Source organism: Fenollaria massiliensis, assembly GCF_000312505.2.
Classification (GTDB): Bacteria; Bacillota; Clostridia; order Tissierellales; family Peptoniphilaceae; genus Fenollaria; species Fenollaria massiliensis.
In genome coordinates, this window is sequence record NZ_HG326226.1 from 170,359 (window position 1) to 190,480 (window position 20,122).

Annotated in this window: 19 protein-coding genes; all 19 read left to right on the top strand. The window is 36.1% G+C overall.

What is annotated here, in order from left to right; genetic code table 11:
• Positions 1 to 664 precede the first annotated feature (664 nt).
• The 19 genes from BN30_RS04535 (at position 665) to BN30_RS04630 (ending at position 20,055) form a co-directional block, all read left to right on the top strand.
• Positions 665 to 2,107 (top strand): aspartate ammonia-lyase, encoded by a 1,443-nt coding sequence (locus BN30_RS04535; protein ID WP_019214328.1) that lies wholly within the window; start codon positions 665 to 667, stop codon positions 2,105 to 2,107.
• Between the two features lie 507 nt (positions 2,108 to 2,614).
• On the top strand, positions 2,615 to 3,664 hold the full coding sequence (locus BN30_RS04540; protein ID WP_019214329.1) for a DMT family transporter: 1,050 nt from the start codon (positions 2,615 to 2,617) through the stop codon (positions 3,662 to 3,664).
• Positions 3,665 to 3,733: 69 nt separating this feature from the next.
• Positions 3,734 to 4,306: a methyltransferase domain-containing protein gene (locus tag BN30_RS04545; RefSeq protein ID WP_019214330.1), complete on the top strand. Its 573-nt coding sequence runs from the start codon at positions 3,734 to 3,736 to the stop codon at positions 4,304 to 4,306.
• A gap of 396 nt (positions 4,307 to 4,702) precedes the next feature.
• On the top strand, positions 4,703 to 6,421 hold the full coding sequence (locus tag BN30_RS04555) for an ABC transporter ATP-binding protein (RefSeq protein ID WP_019214332.1): 1,719 nt from the start codon (positions 4,703 to 4,705) through the stop codon (positions 6,419 to 6,421).
• Positions 6,414 to 8,129 carry an ABC transporter ATP-binding protein gene (locus tag BN30_RS09035; RefSeq protein WP_019214333.1) on the top strand — a complete coding sequence of 572 codons (1,716 nt, stop codon included), beginning with the start codon at positions 6,414 to 6,416 and terminating at the stop codon, positions 8,127 to 8,129. The genes BN30_RS04555 and BN30_RS09035 overlap by 8 nt, the downstream gene beginning before the upstream one ends.
• A gap of 88 nt (positions 8,130 to 8,217) precedes the next feature.
• Entirely contained in the window at positions 8,218 to 10,155 is a 1,938-nt protein-coding gene (gene metG / locus BN30_RS04565; protein ID WP_019214334.1) for a methionine--tRNA ligase, read from the top strand.
• Entirely contained in the window at positions 10,155 to 10,925 is a 771-nt protein-coding gene (locus BN30_RS04570; protein ID WP_019214335.1) for a TatD family hydrolase, read from the top strand. The genes metG and BN30_RS04570 overlap by 1 nt, the downstream gene beginning before the upstream one ends.
• Positions 10,918 to 11,451 carry a ribonuclease M5 gene (gene rnmV / locus BN30_RS04575; RefSeq protein WP_019214336.1) on the top strand — a complete coding sequence of 178 codons (534 nt, stop codon included), beginning with the start codon at positions 10,918 to 10,920 and terminating at the stop codon, positions 11,449 to 11,451. Before BN30_RS04570 ends, rnmV begins: the two co-directional genes overlap by 8 nt.
• The gene (rsmA, locus tag BN30_RS04580) at positions 11,444 to 12,304 is read left to right on the top strand and encodes a 16S rRNA (adenine(1518)-N(6)/adenine(1519)-N(6))-dimethyltransferase RsmA (RefSeq protein ID WP_019214337.1); all 861 of its coding nucleotides are present in this window, start codon (positions 11,444 to 11,446) and stop codon (positions 12,302 to 12,304) included. Before rnmV ends, rsmA begins: the two co-directional genes overlap by 8 nt.
• On the top strand, positions 12,294 to 12,638 hold the full coding sequence (locus BN30_RS04585) for an ArsR/SmtB family transcription factor (protein WP_019214338.1): 345 nt from the start codon (positions 12,294 to 12,296) through the stop codon (positions 12,636 to 12,638). The genes rsmA and BN30_RS04585 overlap by 11 nt, the downstream gene beginning before the upstream one ends.
• A 449-nt stretch (positions 12,639 to 13,087) precedes the next feature.
• On the top strand, positions 13,088 to 13,798 hold the full coding sequence (locus BN30_RS04590) for an energy-coupling factor ABC transporter permease (protein WP_019214339.1): 711 nt from the start codon (positions 13,088 to 13,090) through the stop codon (positions 13,796 to 13,798).
• Positions 13,785 to 14,078 (top strand): energy-coupling factor ABC transporter substrate-binding protein, encoded by a 294-nt coding sequence (locus BN30_RS04595; protein ID WP_019214340.1) that lies wholly within the window; start codon positions 13,785 to 13,787, stop codon positions 14,076 to 14,078. Before BN30_RS04590 ends, BN30_RS04595 begins: the two co-directional genes overlap by 14 nt.
• Positions 14,079 to 14,093: 15 nt before the next feature.
• Positions 14,094 to 14,774: a CbiQ family ECF transporter T component gene (locus tag BN30_RS04600; RefSeq protein WP_019214341.1), complete on the top strand. Its 681-nt coding sequence runs from the start codon at positions 14,094 to 14,096 to the stop codon at positions 14,772 to 14,774.
• Between the two features lie 4 nt (positions 14,775 to 14,778).
• Positions 14,779 to 15,591, top strand: a complete 813-nt coding sequence (locus BN30_RS04605; protein ID WP_019214342.1) for an energy-coupling factor ABC transporter ATP-binding protein — start codon at positions 14,779 to 14,781, stop codon at positions 15,589 to 15,591.
• Complete coding sequence (locus BN30_RS04610) at positions 15,572 to 16,165, top strand: precorrin-2 dehydrogenase/sirohydrochlorin ferrochelatase family protein (protein WP_019214343.1); 594 nt, start codon at positions 15,572 to 15,574, stop codon at positions 16,163 to 16,165. The genes BN30_RS04605 and BN30_RS04610 overlap by 20 nt, the downstream gene beginning before the upstream one ends.
• Positions 16,134 to 17,036 carry a hydroxymethylbilane synthase gene (gene hemC / locus BN30_RS09040; RefSeq protein WP_019214344.1) on the top strand — a complete coding sequence of 301 codons (903 nt, stop codon included), beginning with the start codon at positions 16,134 to 16,136 and terminating at the stop codon, positions 17,034 to 17,036. Before BN30_RS04610 ends, hemC begins: the two co-directional genes overlap by 32 nt.
• Complete coding sequence (gene cobA / locus BN30_RS04620) at positions 17,029 to 18,507, top strand: uroporphyrinogen-III C-methyltransferase (RefSeq protein WP_019214345.1); 1,479 nt, start codon at positions 17,029 to 17,031, stop codon at positions 18,505 to 18,507. Before hemC ends, cobA begins: the two co-directional genes overlap by 8 nt.
• Entirely contained in the window at positions 18,497 to 19,453 is a 957-nt protein-coding gene (gene hemB / locus BN30_RS04625; protein ID WP_019214346.1) for a porphobilinogen synthase, read from the top strand. The genes cobA and hemB overlap by 11 nt, the downstream gene beginning before the upstream one ends.
• Positions 19,453 to 20,055: a ribonuclease H1 domain-containing protein gene (locus BN30_RS04630; RefSeq protein ID WP_019214347.1), complete on the top strand. Its 603-nt coding sequence runs from the start codon at positions 19,453 to 19,455 to the stop codon at positions 20,053 to 20,055. The genes hemB and BN30_RS04630 overlap by 1 nt, the downstream gene beginning before the upstream one ends.
• The last annotated feature ends 67 nt before the right edge of the window (positions 20,056 to 20,122 follow it).

Below are 20,122 nucleotides of genomic sequence, written 5' to 3' on the forward strand. Positions count from 1 at the left end.
GCAATGCTCGACTTATTTCGCATTAAGTTGAGCCCTTTTGCTAGTTTCGAATTGTTTTGTCGTTGCGGAGTGCACTTGCACACCTCACTCCAAAAAATTCTGTACAACGCAAAATCATCTCAACTTCTCTGCGAACTAAGCGTTTGAGTGACTTTGTATAGCGTTATTAAAAAATCGCTACGTCCAATCATCGCAATGCGAAGCATCAAGGTTCTCGGGACCCACTCTATGCGAAGCATAGTAAGTGGGTGAGGTTCTTCTTTTTCCAGCAAAATTAGTTGGGATAAAGTGATTAATTTATGAATCGCTTGTTCTGCGAAATTTGCAGATTTTATAAAATTTTCAATAAATAAGAATTAAAAATCACAAACCTCTTTGCTAGTCGAAGAGGTTTTTTATAAAAAATTATTCGAGCAAAAAAATTTCATATAAATATATTCATTTATAAAAATTTTATAAAATATTTTTGAAAATATTAAAATATTTCTTTCATATTTATCAATTTAAAGACTGTGATTCAAGTCACAATGAATTATATTTTTACTTAGCTTGCAAATACTTTAATGAATTAAAAAATTTAGTCTATAATCCCAGACTTAAGCGCTTGCAAGCTTTTCGATTATGTGTTAAAATGATGATGTAATTAAAATTCGGGAGGTAAGTCATGGAAGAAATCAAAAAAAGAATAGAATCAGACTCTATTGGTGAGAAGGAAGTACCAGTAGACGCTTATTATGGCGTTCAAAGTCTAAGAGGTAAAGAAAACTTTCATATAACTGGTAGACACATTCATCCAGAGATGATAGTTGCTCTAGCAGAAATTAAAAAGGCTTGCGCAATCACTAACCAACAATCACGCCTTATGTCTAAGGAAAAGGAAGAAGCCATTGCCAAGGCTTGTGATATGGTTATCGAAGGAAAATATCACGACCAATTTATTTGCGATGCAATTCAAGGCGGAGCTGGAACTACAGCTAACATGAACGCTAACGAAGTTATCGCTAACCTAGCTAATGAGCTTATGGGCGGAGACCTAGGTACATATGACCACGTTCATCCAAATGACGACGTTAACATGTGCCAATCAACTAACGACGTTTATCCAACAGCTGGAAAGATAGCTGCTGTTAAGCTTGTTAACAAGGCTATAGACCAATTAATGGATTTAATCAATGCTCTTGAAAAGAAATCAATCGAGTTTGACGACGTTATCAAGATGGGCAGAACACAATTACAAGACGCAGTACCTATCAGACTTGGACAAGAATTCCACGCATATCAAAGCGCTCTTCGCCGTGACATTAGAAGAATTAAAAAGGCAAGAGATGTTCTAAAAGTTATAAACATGGGATCAACAGCCATCGGTACAGGCATAAACGTTGATGTTAACTACTATGTCAATATTACTGAAACACTTGCGAGAGTGACAGGACTTTCGCTTAAACAAGCAGATGACATGATTGACGGCACACAAAATCTTGACGGAGTGGCTTTCCTATCAGCAACAATTAAGACTTGCGCGATAACATTGTCAAAGATGAGTAACGACCTAAGACTTATGAGCTCAGGTCCAAGAACTGGTTTTGGAGAAATAATTTTACCAGCTAGACAAAACGGCTCATCCATCATGCCAGGAAAGGTTAACCCAGTTATTCCAGAAGTAGCTAGCCAAGTTGCTTTCTCAATCATAGGTAATGACATGTGCATCACTATGGCGGCAGAAGCAGGTCAACTTGAACTAAACGCATTCGAACCAGTTATGTTCTACAAGCTTTTCGAATCAATCGAAACACTTGGCAATGCTTGCGAAACACTTAGAGTGAACTGCGTTGAAGGCATCAAAGCTGACAAAGAAAGATGCAAAGCACTACTTGATAACTCAGTAGGTATGGTAACAGCCCTTGTACCACACATCGGCTACAAAAAATCAGCAGCCATCGCTAAAGAAGCGCTTAAAACAGGCGAATCAGTTACTTCAATCATACTAAGAGACAATATACTTGACCAAAACGAAATAGACGAAATCTTCAACCCATTCCAACTAACTAAACCGGGAATTGCAGCGAGGGAGCTAATCCAAGAAAAAGGCGATAAGGAAGAAGAATAAAATTTTGCGTTAAAATTGCGACTGGAACTCGTTCGCTTTTCGGCAATACTCGAGTACTTGTACGTACACTCCGTTTGCCTCAAAGCTCCACTTCGTCCCATTCATCAATTTTCTTCGCAAAATTTACTCGGAGTAGACTGTTAGCGCTAATTGAAGGGCAAAATTTACTCGGGGTATTAGATTTATTTTATATATCACTTACTTCGTCAGTCCACCTCGTCCCATTCATCTCAAGTGCGAAGCACCAAGGTTCTGGGGTACCCATTCAAAGCGAAGCTTTGTAAATGGGTCAGGTTCTTCTTTTCTTCGCAAAATTTACTCGGAGTAGACTGTTAGTGCTAATCGAAGTGCAAAATTAGTTCGGAGTAAATAAACTATTTTAATAAATAAAACAAAATAAAAGATTTATGGGGAGCAAATGCATTAAAAATTTGTGCAAATGCTCCCCATTTTTATTTGCAAATTTGTGCTATAATATAAGTATAAAAAACATAGGAGTAGATTTAGATGAATAAAAATAATAAAATCACTGCAATAATTTGCGCGATATTAGCAGCCGTCTTTTATGCACTTAATACGCCATTCTCAAAAGTTTTATTAAAAAATATCTCGCCGACATTCATGGCGTCCTTCCTTTACCTTGGAGCTGGCATCGGCGTTGGTATCATGTATTTATTTAAATATAAAAACGAGGATAAGGACATGAGGCTTACAAAAAATGATTTGACATACACTATACTTATGGTGGTCTTAGATGTAATTGCACCCATATTTTTAATGATAGGTATATCAATAGGTTCATCTGCAAACGCATCACTTTTAGGAAACTTCGAGATAGTTGCAACAAGCATCATCGCTCTAGTGTTTTTTAAAGAAGATGTGTCGAAAAATTTATGGATTGCCATAGTATTTATCACGCTTTCAAGCATTATACTTTCATTTGAGGGTCAAGAATCTTTTAGATTTTCATATGGATCGCTTTTTGTAATACTGGCAACTATGTCTTGGGGTCTTGAAAATAACTGCACTAGAAAAATTTCAAACAAATCCTCTTATCAAATCGTGACCATAAAAGGACTTTGTTCAGGAATTGCTTCCTTAATCATATCCATAATTATAGGAGAGAAATTTCCTGAGATCCGCTATACTTTCTTTGCACTTTTGCTTGGCTATGTGGCTTATGGACTAAGCATATTTTTGTACGTGCGCAGTCAAAGAGATTTAGGCGCAGCTAAGACTAGTGCTTATTATGCAATCGCCCCATTTATTGGAACGTTTTTGTGTTTTCTGGTCAATGGTGAAGCTTTAAGTGCTTCATATTTTGTTGGGCTTATCTTGATGATAGTGGGAACAGTTTTTGTAGTTATTGACACTTGCTTAATTAAGCATACGCACTTGCATACACATACTATCACTCACACACATGATGGTTATACGCATACACATGTCTTGACACATGAGCACGAGCACAAACACTTTTTGAATGAAGACAAGGAAGGTCACAATGACTTTTTGAGCAGTGAAGAGCACATGAGATTGCATAAGAACAATTTATAAATATTAAGAAACAATATAACATATAGAATATTTTAAATATGTTCTGGGTATATATACTATGGTGATGATATGAAAAAAATAGATACAAAACAATATGTTGATGAATTTTATAAAAAGATAGCCGAGGACAATCAGGTTTCGGACGAGGAAAAGCAAAGAGCGGTTGCCTACTCCTTAGGCTACACTGACGAGGACATTGAGCTCGGCGGCGATTTGGGTCTTGGCTGCGGCAATCCCATTCAAAATGCTAAGCTAAAAGATGGCGAGTGGCTACTTGACCTTGGCTGCGGCAAAGGGGTCGATGTATTCAAGGCGGCTCGTGAGATGCACGGAACTGGCAAGGCTGTGGGGATTGATAGGCTACCCGAAATGATTGAGCGTGCGAATTTCATTCGCGACAAAAGAGGCTTTGACAATGCCGACTTTTTAGTCTCAGACATTGACGATATCAACTTGCCTGACAATACCTTTGACGTCGTTATATCAAATTGTGTTATCAATCTACTTGAAGATAAGGAAAAGGTTTATAAAGAGATATTTCGTGTGCTTAAACCAGGCGGACGTGTTTCGATAAGTGACATCATTCAGATAAAAAAGCTTCCTGATGATATCTTAGCTGACCCCATCTTTCACGCGACATGAGTAGGTGGATCCATCACTTCAGAGGCTCTGAAGAAAATTTTAGAAAAGGTTGGCTTCATGCCATTTACCATAGTAGAAGAGGACTTGACAGAGGAGTATCTAAATAAGTGGGGCCACGAAGGCCTTGATGAATTTATCAAGCATGGCAAGATACTCGCGATAAAACCATTTAATTAATTTAAAATCTATGTTTATGGATGTCTTTTATTAATGACATCCATTTAATTTGCAAAACATTTAATCGCTTTAACAAAGTGACTTGACAATTAGCTTGCAAAGTGATACGATTGATACAGTGAATAGTTTATTATATTAACCCTCCCACAAACTTTTTCTCCTTCGTTTGAGGGGGGGGTATTTTAATTATTTTATAAATTTTACTAAGGAGGTGTTAATATGAGAGCAATTTTTAACACATACAAACTTGTACGCAAGCATGCAGGCTCCACATACATATTCATTCTAATTGAATCTTTAATCACAGCTCTTGTTAGTCCAGCGATAATTTACGCTACGGCGATGGCTGTCGACTCGATTCTTAATTATGTACATGGAGAACGTAATTTATTTCCAGTCATTTTATTAATACTTTTATTTGCTTGGGGAGAGGTAGCTAAGTTCATTCGAAATATACTAGATATAAAGCTTGAGCAAAAACTTGAACTCAATCTAAACACGGCTGTAATGAATAAACTAGATAAAATATCTTTGGAAGATATTGAAAAGACTGGTTTTCAAGACAAGCTAAACAAAGTAAAAGACCGTCCTCATATGGCAGTCATAGAACTTTTTAACTCATCCATAGCCATAGCAGCTATTGTGGTGAAGGTAGTGGGTATTGTCTTTGTGTTCTTTACGATATCAGCTTATCTTGGCCTTGCATATATCATAAGTGCTGCGCTTGATGTGTTTTTCAGCTTTAAAGCCGTTAATAATATGAACAAGATGTTTGAAAACACTTCGCATAATGAGCGTGAGATGGAAAATATATTAAGGATTTTAAAGGATAAAAATGCAATTTATGAAATAAAAGTTTTTCAAATGAAATCTTTATTTCTTAAGAAGTTTAAAAAATATTCTGAAGCTGTTTTTGATGAAAGACTTAAGACGACTATTGCAAGTCAAAAATATCTTTTGCTTAGCTCTTTTATAAACATAATTTGGATGGCACTTGCAATACTTTTTGTAATATTAAAACTAATTCAAAGAGCAATTAGTGTTGGTTCGCTTACAGCTGTCATCACATCTGCGTCGACTACTTTGGATATGGCTGAGGACTTTGTTTATGAAGCCTCTAGCGTAGCTAATTCTGGCTACATAGCAGAAACTCTTCTATATATTCTTGATTATGATGAAAAAGAAATCAAAGAGCAAATTAAGAGCGGCGACAAAATTATTTTTGACAAATTATCTTTTAAATATCCGCAAAGTGAAAATATCGTTTTAGATGATTTATCTCTAGCTATTGACAAAAACAAAGTAACTGCCATAGTTGGCGAGAATGGAGCTGGCAAGTCAACTATAATCAAGTTAATAGCGGGGCTTTATAAGCCAACGAGTGGCACTGTGAAGATCAATGGTACTGATCCATATTATTTATCAAAAAAAGAACTAGCAAATGAGCTTGCGATAGTCTATCAAGACTTTCAAAATTATGAGCTTAGTATAAAGGATAACGTTTTGCTTGGCGATGATAAGGATATTTCAAGAGATTTAAGTTTAATGGAACTTGATAAGTATGATGCAAATACTAATTTAGGTAAGCTTGAAGATGACGGCGTATACTTATCTGGTGGCGAAAGCCAAAGGCTTGCAATTGCTAGAGCCATCTCAAAGTCTTCTGATTTTCTGATATTTGATGAGCCAACTGCGTCTATGGATCCTATGATGGAAGCAAAGATGTATGAGGACATAATCAAAGTGCTTAAGATGCGTGGCGCAATCATTATTACACACAGACTTGTCTTATCAAAGCTTGCTGATGAGGTTCTAGTTATTGACAAGGGAAGGCTCATTGAACGAGGCACGCATGAAACGCTTATGGAAAAGGGCGGCAAATATGCAAAGATGTTCACTGAGCAAGCGGCTTGGTATAAGGAGGCAAAAAATGACTAAGGTAATTAAAAAAGTATTTAGCGTAACACCAATCGCGAGCATATATGTCTTCATCTACCATATAATTTCAGGCTTCTTTGTCGCAGCAAAGCTATATGCCTCGATGTACATCATACAAAGCGGCTATGAATACATCAAAAACGCTGCAGATATAAACGTTTTTATTAAATATGGAGTCATGCTTTTAATTATCATAGCACTTGAAAGACTTCTTGAGTACTTATATGCGATAGCGATGAATGGCTATTTATTCGAAAAGACTAGTAGCTATTTAAATAGAGAGATGGCAGCAAAATTATCAAGGGTAGACTTAATTAACTTTGAGGATAGAGATTTTTTAACTATAGAAGAAAGAGCGGCTAGTGCAGTTGATGACGAAAGGCTAAGTAATTCAGTTAGGTTACTTGCTATGGCACTAGGTCAAGGACTTGAAGTCATCTTGATACTTATAACGCTTTGGACTTATAGCCCGTACTTAGTTGCTCTAGCGGCCTTAACAGTAGTACCGTACCTAATCACAAGACTTATACGCGGCAAAGCCTTTTATGATTTAAAGAGCATAGAAGCCTTTGACGAGAGAAAACTAAATTATTTCTACAGCATTTTTACAGATACTAAGACTAATAGGGAGATAAAATCATATAATAGCTCGAATTTTTTCTTAAATAAATATAAAAGCGTATTTAAAGATACAAGTAAAAAATATTTTGATGAGAGACTAAAAGATGCTAAGTCACTACTTTTCTGCGACATACTAAGCGTCATAGCCTTCTCCATCGCCATAATTATAACGATAAAACTTGCCTTCGATGGCAAGATACTCATCGGTATGATGGGCGCTGCACTTATGGCTTATCAAAATATGCAAAACTCAAGTAAGGATATGATAATGACTGTCGGCAATTTACCGAGAAACATTTCTTTTGCAAGCGATTACTTTAATTTTATGGACAGCAGTGAAGAGAAAAAAGCTTATGATGAAAATTTTGGCAAAATTGATGTCAATGGACTTACCTTTACTTATCCAAAGACTGATAACGGTCTTCATGACATAAGCTTAAGTATAGATGAGGGCGAGAGCGTGGCAATAGTTGGCTACAATGGTTCAGGCAAAACAACATTTACAAAGGCTTTGACAGGCGTTTACGACGCCATGGGAGAAATATCTTTTGGCAAAGTAAATATAAAGGGAAGAGGATTAAGTTTTGATGATTACACTATAGTTCCTCAAGAAAGGACAGAGACTAATCTTAGTATAGCTGAGCATATCGCATCGCAAGAAACTTATGACGAAGCAAAAGTGAAGTCGCTACTTGATTACGTAGGATTAGACAAATTATATAAAGAGCATTCACTTGATACAAGGCTTGGCAAAGACTTTGACGGAGTAGAGCTATCTGGCGGCGAAAGGCAAAGGCTTGATATAGCAAGGTCCATGTATAAGGATGCTAAACTAATTATACTTGATGAGGCAACATCGGCTCTTGATCCAATGCAAGAGAGCGAAATATTAAAGAAGTTCCTAGACATATCAAAGGGAAGGACATCCATCATCGTTACACATAGACTTGGTATATGCAAGAATGTTGATAAGATAGTAGTTTTTAAAGATGGCAAAGTGAGTGATATTGGCACACATGATGAGCTATTAAAAAATTCGCCATATTATAGAGAGATGTATGAAGCACAAGCAAAATTTTATAAGTAATAAATTAAATTAATCAAAGACTATATATAAATGGTCTTTGATTTTTTTGTCTCTTTATGCTATAATTAAGGGAAAAGGAGTTGAAAGAATGGAAAAATATTATTTAAGTACACCAATTTATTATCCAAGTGGTTACTTACACATAGGAAATACGTATACGACTATAGTTGCGGACATGCTTAAGAGGTACAAAGAGCTTCAAGGCATGGATGTATATTTTGTTACAGGCTCCGACGAACACGGCGAAAAGATCCAAAAGAACGCTGAAAAGGCTGGCGTTACTCCACTAGAATTTGTTACTAATATTAATAAAGAAATATATAAGCTATGGGATTTACTTGACATTAGATATGATAAGTATATTAGAACTTCAGATAAATCCCATGACGAGATGGTTAAAAAGATATTTACAAGGCTTTACGAGCAAGGCGACATCTACAAGGGCGAGTATGAAGGTCTTTACTGCACTCCATGTGAGTCATTCTGGACTGAGTCTCAACTTGTTGATGGCAAGTGCCCTGACTGCGGTAGAGAAGTGCATCCAGCTCATGAAGAAGCTTATTTCTTCAGACTAAGTAATTACAAGGACAGACTATTAAAATATTACGAAGAGCACCCAGAATTTATTGAACCAGAGTCTAAAAAGACTGAGATGATCAATAATTTCTTTAAGGAAGGCCTTCAAGACTTATGCGTTTCAAGAACTTCGTTCGACTGGGGCGTTCAAGTGCCATTCGATCCAAAGCACATTGTTTACGTATGGATAGACGCTTTGTCATCCTACATTGACGCGGCAGGATATTTACAAGACGACGAAAAGTTCAAAAAACTTTGGCCAGCTGATATTCACTTGGTTGGTAAGGATATTTTGCGTTTCCACGTAATCATATGGCCAGCACTACTTATGGCTCTAGACCTTCCACTACCTAAGAAAGTCTTTGCACATGGCTGGATACTTTTTGAAAGTGACAAGATGAGTAAGAGTAAAGGTAATGTCATCTATCCTGAGCCAATAGTTAAGCTATATGGCAGAGATGCGCTTAAGTACTACGTTTTAAGAGAATTTAATTTTGGTAGCGATGGTAATTTCCAAAGCAAAAAGTTTATGGAAAGAGTTAACTCTGACCTTGCAAATGACCTTGGTAACTTGGTTTCAAGAACTATTGCCATGGCTGAAAAATACTTTGGCGGAACTGTTAATAAAAAGAATTCTGATGATGAAATTGATAAGGATTTAATAGACGTGGCTTTAACAAGAAAAGCTGTTCTTGATGAAAAGATGGAACACCTTAACCTATCGGTAGCCATTGACGAAGTATTTAAGCTAATCAGAAGATCCAACAAGTACATCGATGAAACATGTCCATGGACGTTAAATGATGACGAACACAAGGAAAGACTTGAAACTATCATATATAATTTACTTGAAGCATTAAGAATATCATCTGTTTTACTAAGCCCATTTATCCCTGATACTGCTAAGAAGATTAGGGAAGCACTTGGCTTAAGTGAAGAAATGAAATATGAAGAATGCGACGAATTTGCCTTAGTTGACAAATATACTGTAAAGAAGATAGATACACTATTCCCAAGACTTGATGTTGATAAAGAAGTAGAGAGACTACTTACAGAGAACGAAAATTTAATTAAATCTAGAGAAGAAAAAGATGGCAAGGTAAAGACAGAGGATGCTGATGCTAAGCCAGCTATAGAGTTTGATGATTTTGCAAAGCTTGATCTAAGATTAGGCAAAGTAATTGATTCAAAAGAACATCCTGAAGCTGACAAGCTTTTGATCAACACTATTAAAATAGGTGACGAGACAAGAACTATTGTTAGCGGCATCAAAAAATGGTACAAGCCAGAGGACATCATAGGCAAGAAGGTTGTCGTTGTATGCAACTTAAAGCCTAGAAAGATTAGAGGCGTTGAGTCTCAAGGCATGATACTTGCTTGCGAAAACGGCGATGATTTGTCACTAGTGACATCGCTTGAAGATATGCCAAGTGGCTCAGTGATTGCGTAATGATATTCGTTGATTCACACGCTCATCTTGACGATGAGGCCTTTGATGAGGACAGAGACCAGGTCATAGCCGATATCTTAGAAGGCGGAAACTATTTTTTCAATATAGCATCTGATCTTAAAACAAGCTACTCGAGCTATGAACTTGCCAAAAAATATGATCACGTCTACGCAGTTGTAGGCGTGCATCCGCATGAGGCAAAGGATTACACAGCTGAAACGCGTGAGGCGCTTAAAGAGCTATTAAAAAAGGATAAGGTTATGGCGATAGGCGAGATTGGTCTTGATTATCACTATGATTTTTCGCCAAGAGATGTGCAAAGAAAAGTTTTTATTGACCAGATAGATTTAGCTAGAGAGATGGATGTTCCTATCGTTATTCACACGCGTGAAGCGATGGAAGAAACTTATGAAATACTTGAAAAATACGCTCAAGATATGAAGGTTCTTATTCACTGCTATACAGGATCCATAGAGATGGCTAGAAAATTTTTAAAATTAGGCTACAAACTAGCTTTAGGAGGAGCACTAACTTTTAAAAATGCAAAAAACACAGTGGATGTCGCAAGGGAAGTCGATTTGAAAGACCTGCTTATAGAAACGGACTCACCATATATGACGCCGGTACCTTTTAGAGGCAAGAGAAATGACCCGAGAAAAGTAATTTTGGTCGCAGAAAAACTTGCTGAGATCAAAAATATTAGCACAGATGAAGTCTTAGAAGCGACAAAGAAGAACGCATTTGAATTTTTTGGAGTAGAAAATGATTAAAGAACTCATAGTTGTCGAGGGCATGGATGACATCGCTCAGATAAAAAATGCTATAGATGCCGACATCGTCGCGACACATGGCTATAAAATAAAGAAGACGCTCTTTGATGAGCTAAAAAAAGCTGTAAAAACGAGGGGAGTAATTGTATTTACTGACCCTGATTACGCTGGCAAGATGATTAGACGCACTATAAATGAAAATGTTAAGGGCTGCAAAAATGCTTATCTAAAGCAGTCAGATGCAATTAAGAAAGATGATATAGGTGTTGAAAATGCTTCAAAGGAAGCAATCATTGATGCGCTGATGAATGCAAGAGCCTCAACAGAGGAGAGAAAAGTTTTATACACAACGAAAGATTTGTATGAGACAGGTCTATTAGGAGCAAGCGGTTCAAGCGAGAGACGCGAAAAACTTGCGAGCCTACTAAAAATTTCTAATTCAAACGCGAAAAAGATGCTCGACGCACTAAACTATTATCAAATTTCGAGAGAAGATTTCGAGGAGGCTATGAAAAAAATTGACTGAAAAAGGTTTATATAGCATAGCAAGACTCAAAGAGCTGCAAGAGAGCTTCGGTTTTGAATTTAAAAAAGCGCTTGGACAAAATTTTTTGATCGATGGCAATATAATAAGAAAGATTGCTGAAGAAAGCGGAATTACAAATGATACTACTGTGATGGAGATAGGCCCAGGCATAGGCACTTTGACCGAAGAGCTAGCGAAGCACGCGAAAAAAGTCATTGCCTTTGAACTTGATGAATCACTTAGAGAAATTCACAAGGAGACACTCGGCCCACATGACAATGCCCATGTAATTTATAAAGATTTTATGGACGCGAGTGAGGACGAGATAAAATCCTTGACTGGCGGAGCGTTTAAAGTGTGCGCAAATCTGCCTTATTATGTGACGACACCCATACTAACATTTTTGCTTGAATCAAAACTTGAGATAGATTCAATAACAGTTATGGTGCAAAAAGAAGTCGCTCAGAGGATAGTCGCCGATGAAAAATCAAAAGACTATGGCAGTATATCAGTCTTTACAAGGGCTTATGGAGATGCGCGCATTGCGTTTAATGTGTCAAAAGACTGCTTTTATCCAAAGCCAAAAGTTGATTCAGCAGTACTATATATAAAAAAGAAGAAAAAAGATTTAGCAAATGAAGAGCTATTCTTAAAGATAATTAGAGCTTCTTTTATGAAGAGAAGAAAAACACTTGCGAATGCTTTATTTAATAGCGAAGTGGGTATAGATAAAAAAGATACAGTGGATGCACTTAAGGCCATTGGCAAAGGTGAAAATGCAAGGGCAGAGGAGCTAAGCTTCGATGACTTTGTAAATATAACGAAAGACTTGGAGGGAATATATGGAAAATAAAGAATTAACTCAAGAAGAATTAGACGCGATTAAAAATGATACCATCGATTATAAGATAGTTGAAAGACTTGCAGATATCATGAAAGCGCTTAGCGAGCCTTCAAGAATACAAATCATACATGCGCTAAGCTTAAGCGAGATGTGTGTTACAGACCTTTCATACGCGCTAAACATGACACAGCCACTTGTTAGTCACCACCTAAGAATATTAAGAAATCTTGGCCTAGTTAAATACGAAAGAGATGGCAAGGCGCTGATATACTCACTTGATGACGAGCACGTTTTGATGCTGTATAAGCAAGGCTTGGAACACGCAAAAGAAAAAGTTCAATAAATTATATATTATCTGTCACTTAGGTGGCAGATTTTTTGTGCTTAGATATAGTTTATTAATAGCATATAGATATTTTGTTTATATAAATTTATTTTGCAGCACTCTTTTTTTATACCTAAACAAAATTATTTTTTATAATATTTCACATCTAGATTACTTAATATACGCTTATTGCCTTGCATTTTCAAGTATGTAGTGATATAATTATATTGATATTGTATAGGGGAAGTTTAAAAGACGCAGTCGCCGCTGCCGTTGGCGCATACTGAGTAAACACTTATGTCACTGTTATTCGTTTAATAATGGGAAGGCGTTTACAAGGGCTTAAAACGCTAGCCGGAAAACCTTACTCTATCAAGAAATACCTTCGGCAAAGAGAGGTTCTTTTCTAAATCAATCTGATTTTTAAAAGGAGTCTTTGCGTAGGAAAATAAAAGGAGGAATAATTTATGAGAAAGAAAAATTTCATTCTCATGGGTCTTTCACTAATTTTATTGTCCGCAGACGCTTATGCAATGCACATCATGGAAGGTTACCTTCCTAAAGAATGGTGCTTAATCTGGGGACTAATATCACTACCATTTATTATACTTGGTATTAGAAAAATTGCTAAAGACTCTGATTCAAACGAAAAGAAGGTTTTACTTGCACTTGCAGGTGGATTTATCTTCGTTTTATCTGCTATGAAGATCCCTTCAGTAGTAGGTAGTTGTTCACACCCAACAGGTACTGGTCTAGGTGCTATACTATTTGGACCTCTTCAAACATCTGTTTTAGGTTTAATTGTTTTAATTTTCCAAGCTTTGTTATTAGCTCACGGTGGTTTAACTACTTTAGGTGCTAATACATTCTCTATGGCTATAGCTGGACCTTTTGTCGCTTTTGCCATCTATCACTTATTGAAAAAACAAAATAGAAGTTTAGCAGTTTTCTGTGCAGCAACACTTGGTGACTTATTCACTTATGTTGTTACAGCTACTCAACTTGCTATTGTTTACCACGAAGGCGTTGGCTTTGCCGCAGCTTTAGGAAAGTTCTTATCAATCTTTGCTGTTACTCAAATCCCTATCGCTATAGTTGAAGGTTTATTAACAGTAGTTATAGTTAACCTTATGGTTAGATATAAAGGTGAGGGGGTACTTACAAATGAAAGATTATAAGAAAACCAACTTTATCTTAATTATACTTGCGATTTTACTAGTAGTTTTACCACTAGTTTTCGTTCAAGGCGAATACGGTGGATCTGATGACGCTGCAAGTGAAGAAATCGAAGCTTTAAACCCTGATTATGAACCTTGGTTCGAATCCCTTTGGGAACCACCATCGGGTGAAGTTGAATCCTTATTATTTGGTCTTCAAGCAGCTATCGGTGCTGGAGCTATTGGCTACATCATTGGCAGCTGGAAGGGCGCTGCAAGTAAGAAGGAAAAAGATAAATAAAGGAGCTAATATAAATTGCTACTCATTGATCAGTTCGCATATACGAACGGCTTAAGGCATATTAAGGCTGGATATAAGTTTTTCTTTACACTATTTATGCTAGTTTTAGCTATTGGTCTGGACAATATTTACGTAAATTTATCCATATTTATATTAATAATAATTCTGGAGCTCGCATTTGCAAAGTTTAAAGTGAGAAACGTCATATCATTTATCAAAATTCCTATAATTTTCATATTTTTAGGAACAGTGTTCTTGATAATTGGTTTTTCTAAGGAAAATCATTTTGTTTACTCAATAAATATTTTCGGTGTATACTTTGGTGTGATTGAAGGGCAAGAGATGCTATTTTTGAATGTTTTCATGAGATCTCTTGCGGCGACCTCTTCGGTCATCTTCCTAAGTGTAACGACACCTATGGTCGATATAATCAGAGTTTTTAAGAGCTTGCGCTTGCCAAATGTGTTTATTGAGCTGTTTATGCTGATATACCGCTTTATATTTATAATTATAGAAGAAGCTCAGACAAATATAAACTGTCTTGAGATAAAATTCGGTTTTATCAATACGAAGACATCGTTTAAATCAATCAAAATTTTTGTTGAGAATATGATTTTAGGCATATTAAAGAGAAATGAAGAGATGATAAATGCTCTAAATATCAAGCTTTACAATGGAGAATTCCCAGTTAGGTGATTATATGTTAGAAGTTAAAAATTTAGAATATACTTATGAGAGTGGAAAAAAAGTTTTGGATGGGATAAGTCTTTCGACTAAAAACGGTGCCATCACCATGGTAATTGGTGAGAACGGCGCGGGAAAGACTACTTTATTCAAAAACATCCTTGGTCTATTAAAAAGAGACAAAGGGGATATAATTGTCGATGGCGAAGAACTTCGCTATGACAAAAAAAGTCTTTTGAATTACAGAAAAAACGTGACTATGGTCTTTCAAGACCCGGATAATCAAATTTTTTACTCGAATGTTTTTGATGACACTGCTTTTACGCTTAGAAATCTTGGTTTTGACGAAGAAACTGTCAAGGAAAGGGTTGACAATGCTTTAAGAAGTGCCAATGCATACGAACTAAAGGAGATGCCTGTTCACTTTTTAAGTTATGGACAAAAAAAGAGGGTTGCCATCGCTTCAGCGATCGCTTTGGGTGCTCGCTACATCCTTATGGACGAGCCAACAGCCGGTCTTGACCCTGTTTCTATAGGCATACTTAAAAAGACTATCGCAGGTATTGCCAAAAACAGTTCACTTTTAATATCTACTCACGATATGGAGTTTTGCTATGAAATGGCAGATTACATTTATGTGGTTAAAGACGCTAAGATTATCAAAGAAGGAAGTAAATATGAAATTTTCAAGGATGAAGATGTCATTAAACGCGCCAATCAAGAGCTTCCTCTATGTGTTAGAGTGGCTAATGCATTGGGAGTTGATTTCTTTGATAATAATGATCAAATGATAGAGGAGTTAAAGGCTTATGCTAAGCATAGCTCTTAATATAAAGGATAGACCTGTTACCATAATTGGTGGCGGGTCTGTCGCTTTAAGAAAGTTTAAAACACTTATAAATGAAGGTGCTAAAGTGAAAGTCGTTGCTAAAGACTTTATTGATGGCTTTATTGACCAAGGCGCTGAATTAATCAAGGACGTTTACAAAAAAGAATACATAGAAGGAGCTTTTTTGCTCTTCATCGCAAGTGATGACGAAGAGCTCAATGCTCAGATTGAGATGGATGCAAAAGCTTTAGGGGTTTTGTATAATAGATGCGATAAAAGCTCTAGCAGTGACTTTATCTCCATAAACATGAAAAAGATTGGTGGCATAGACGTGTCTATATCAACTAGTGGAAGGCTTCCTGATTTAAACAAAACTATCATGGATGATTTAAAAAAGTATGACTCTTATGACGATGAATATTTAGATTTAGCGTTTAAACTTAGATCATACTATATCCATTATCAAAAACAAGATATGATAAAAAAGATAAAAAATTATACTAAGGAAGAAATTTTATCTTACATAAAGGAGTTTGAAGACTTTGAAAATAAGAGTGGGAACGAGAACGAGTAGGCTTGCTTTGAAGCAAGTTGAACTTGTTTTTAATAAACTTAAAGAATTTTATGATATTGATTACGAAGTAGTAGGCATAAACACGCTTGGCGACATCGACAAGAAGACGTCAATCAGTCAGATGGGCGGAAAAGGTGTCTTCGTTAGAGCGATTGAGGACGCTCTTAAAGATGGAAGGATAGATATTGCCGTTCACTCCTTAAAGGACATGACTTCTGAGATTGAAAAAGGTCTTGAAATAATTTATTTTGGGAAGAGAGCTAAAAGAAATGATATTATCGTTCTAAATGAAAAACATAGGGGCAAGAATCAGCTTGTAAATGGCATGAGAATCGCAACTGGCTCGCTTCGTAGGAAGTTTTTACTCGCTATGGATGAAAAAGATTATAGCATTGCTGAAATACGTGGCAATATTGAGTCAAGGATAGCTAAGCTTGACTCAGAGGGCTTTGACGCGATTATATTATCAAGAGCGGCTATTGATAGACTTGATTTAAATGATGGACTTGAAGGAAGAATCATAGACCTAGAAGAAGATGAATTTTTGCCATCGCCTTGTCAAGGGGTTATTGCTCTTGAAATAAATAAAAATAACCACGAGCTTAAACAGATGCTTAAATCGATAAGAGATGAAAAAACTGATTTTGAAGTTTCTATTGAAAGAGAATTTTTAAGCGAATCTGGTGCTTCGTGCAACAAACCATTAGGCATACATGTAGTTTCAAATGATAATAAGGCGCATGTAAAGGCTTTTATGGCGTCGGATGATTTAAAAAGATATAGATTTATAAATTTTGACACGGATAAAGAAAATTATTTAAATGATGTAAAAAAATACACAGAGAGTATTAAAGGTGATATAGATGTCTAAGGTATATTTAGTAGGAGCAGGCCCTGGTGATGAGGGCCTAATTACTGTCAAGGGACTGAGACTTATACAAAAGGCTGACTACATAATTTATGACAGGCTTATCAATTATAATTTACTTAATGAAAAAAAATCAGACGCAAAATTATTTTATGTGGGCAAAGAGGGGATGAAGTCCTCTTGGAAGCAAGAAGAAATTAATAATTTGCTTCTTAAATGCGCTCGCGAAGAAGGAAAGATTACTCTTAGACTTAAGGGTGGCGATCCGCTTGTTTTTGGACGCGGCTCTGAAGAAGCACTTTTCTTGAAAGAGCATGGAATAGACTCAGAGATAGTTCCTGGCATCTCTTCATCAATCGGCGGACTTATTTATGGGGGTGTGCCAACAACTCACAGAGAAGTCTCAAGAAGCTTTCATGTATTTACTGGTCACACTATGGATGGACCAGCTGAGCTTGATTGGGAGAACTTAGCTAAGATGGAAGGAACACTAATCTTTCTTATGGCTATGAGCAATATCGAGACTATAGCAAATAAATTAATCGCGGCTGGCAAAGATCCAGATACAAGAGCAGCTTTTATATATAAGGCGACTAGATCCGATCAAAGGCGCTTTATTACTACACTTAAGGACGCTTACGAATGCAAATGCAATAATGATATAAAAAATCCATCGGTCTTTGTTATTGGAGACGTTGTCCAATTTGCTGATGATATAGACTTTTTTGCAGGTAGGCCACTTAAGGACAGAACATTTATTTTACCTAGAAAAAAAGAATTTAATCAAGATTTTAAAGATTATCTTATAGATAATAAGGCAGAATTTTTAGAGTTAGAGACAATTAAGTACACACCAATACATGATGATGATTTTGATAAGGCACTAAAAAATATCGAAGCTTATAAATATTTGATATTAACAAGCCGAAACGCAGTAGAATTCTTTTTCAAAAGAGCTCTTGAGCTTGGTATAGATTTTAGAAGATTTTATAATATTAAGATAGCTTCCATTGGTCAAAAAACTATGAAAGACATTGAGACTTATGGCTTTAAGGCGGACTACGTTTCTGAAAAATACACTTCAGATGAAATGATTAAAAATATCACATCAAAATTTGAAAAAGGCACAAAAGTACTTTATCCTCACTCAGATAAGGCAAAGGGCAATATCAGAGCTGCTCTTAGTGATTATGATGTGGATGCATTTGAAATATATAAAAACAGCGATGAAGCTTATGAAAAGATGTATTTAGAAGATAAGGTATATGATATATTTTTCTTCTCGTCATCAGAGGCCATTAGCTTTAATAAATTTTATCCAGAGCTAATGTCAAAGGCAAGGATATATTCAATAGGACCATATACAACAAAAAGTATAGAGGCCTTGGGATATAAAGTATACAAGGAAGCAAAGGTACATGACTCAGAAGGAATGATAGATTTAGTGAAAGAGGAGATAAATTATGAAGAATAGAATGAGAAGACTTAGATTAAATAGCAATATTAGAGAAGTTTTCGCCGAAACAGCATTAAGAAAAGAAGATTTAATATATCCGATTTTTGTAAAAGATGGAGTAAATGAAGTAGAAGAGATAAAAAGTTTAAAAGGACAAAAACAATACACAGTCGATAGACTTGATGAAGTCATCAAAGAGCTAAAGGACTTGGGCATACGCTCTGTAATTTTATTTGGCGTGCCAGAACATAAGGATGCATGCGGTTCAGGCGCTTATGCAAAAGACGGCGTCGTTCAAAGAGCGATTAGAAAAATTAAAGAGATAGATAAAGATTTCCTAGTTATAGGCGACGTTTGCATGTGCGAATACACTGATCATGGTCACTGCGGCATACTTCACGGGGATTATGTTGACAACGACGAAACCGTTTCCTATTTACAAAAGATAGCTGTATCCATGGCAGAAGCAGGAGTCGATATAGTCGCTCCATCTGATATGATGGATGGACGCGTTGCAAAAATCAGAGAAGCACTTGATGAGGCGGGATATATAAATGTATCAATAATGAGCTATGCATCAAAATTTGCTTCAAATTACTATGGTCCTTTTAGAGACGCAGCTGGCAGCGCACCAAGCTTTGGTGACAGAAAACAATATCAAATGGATTATAGAAATAAAAAAGAAGCTCTTAGAGAAATACTTTCAGATGTAGATGAAGGCGCTGACATGCTTATAGTTAAGCCAGCTATGGCTTATGGAGATATAATTAAACTTGCTAGCGAAGAAACTAATTTACCTATAGTTGCTTACTCAGTTAGTGGCGAGTATGCTATGCTCTATGATGCTGTTAAAAACGGCCTTGTTAAAGAAGATATCATTATGGAGACAATGCTTTCATTCAAAAGAGCTGGAGCGAATTTAATCATAACATACTTTGCTAAATATTTGGCGGAAAGATTATAATGGCGAAGAAATATTATGCGGTTAAAGCTGGTCGAAATACAGGTATCTTCGAGACATGGGATGAGGCAAAAGAAGAGGTACATGGCTTTAAGAACGCAATTTATAAATCATTTAAAACCATGGAAGAAGCAGAAAATTACATGATGGGCGATGATTTTGAGGCAAATCACGACTTAGATGGCAAATTACTCGCTTATGTCGATGGAAGTTTTAGTAATATATTAAAAAAATATTCTGCGGCAGCTGTTTTTGTAATGGACGGAGAAATTATTCACAAAGAATCAATGGCTTATGATGATAAAGAGCATTTAGCGATTCGAAATGTGGCTGGCGAGATAAAAGCTTCGATGATGGCTATCAATTATGCGATTGAAAATAATTATAAAGAAATAGATATTTTTTATGATTATGAAGGCATTCGTAGCTGGGCGATGGGCTATTGGAAGACTAATAAAGACGAGACAAAGGCATATAAAAAATTTTTTGATGAAAAAAAAGAAGAAATTTTTATTAATTTTCATAAGGTTGAAGCCCACACAGGCGATAAATTCAACGAGATGGTCGATTCGCTTGCGAAGGAAGCACTTATAAAAATGTCTTGACATTTATATGTCCATAGTATATAATAAAGGTACTTGAATGACAAAATAAAATTATAGGAAAGGTGAT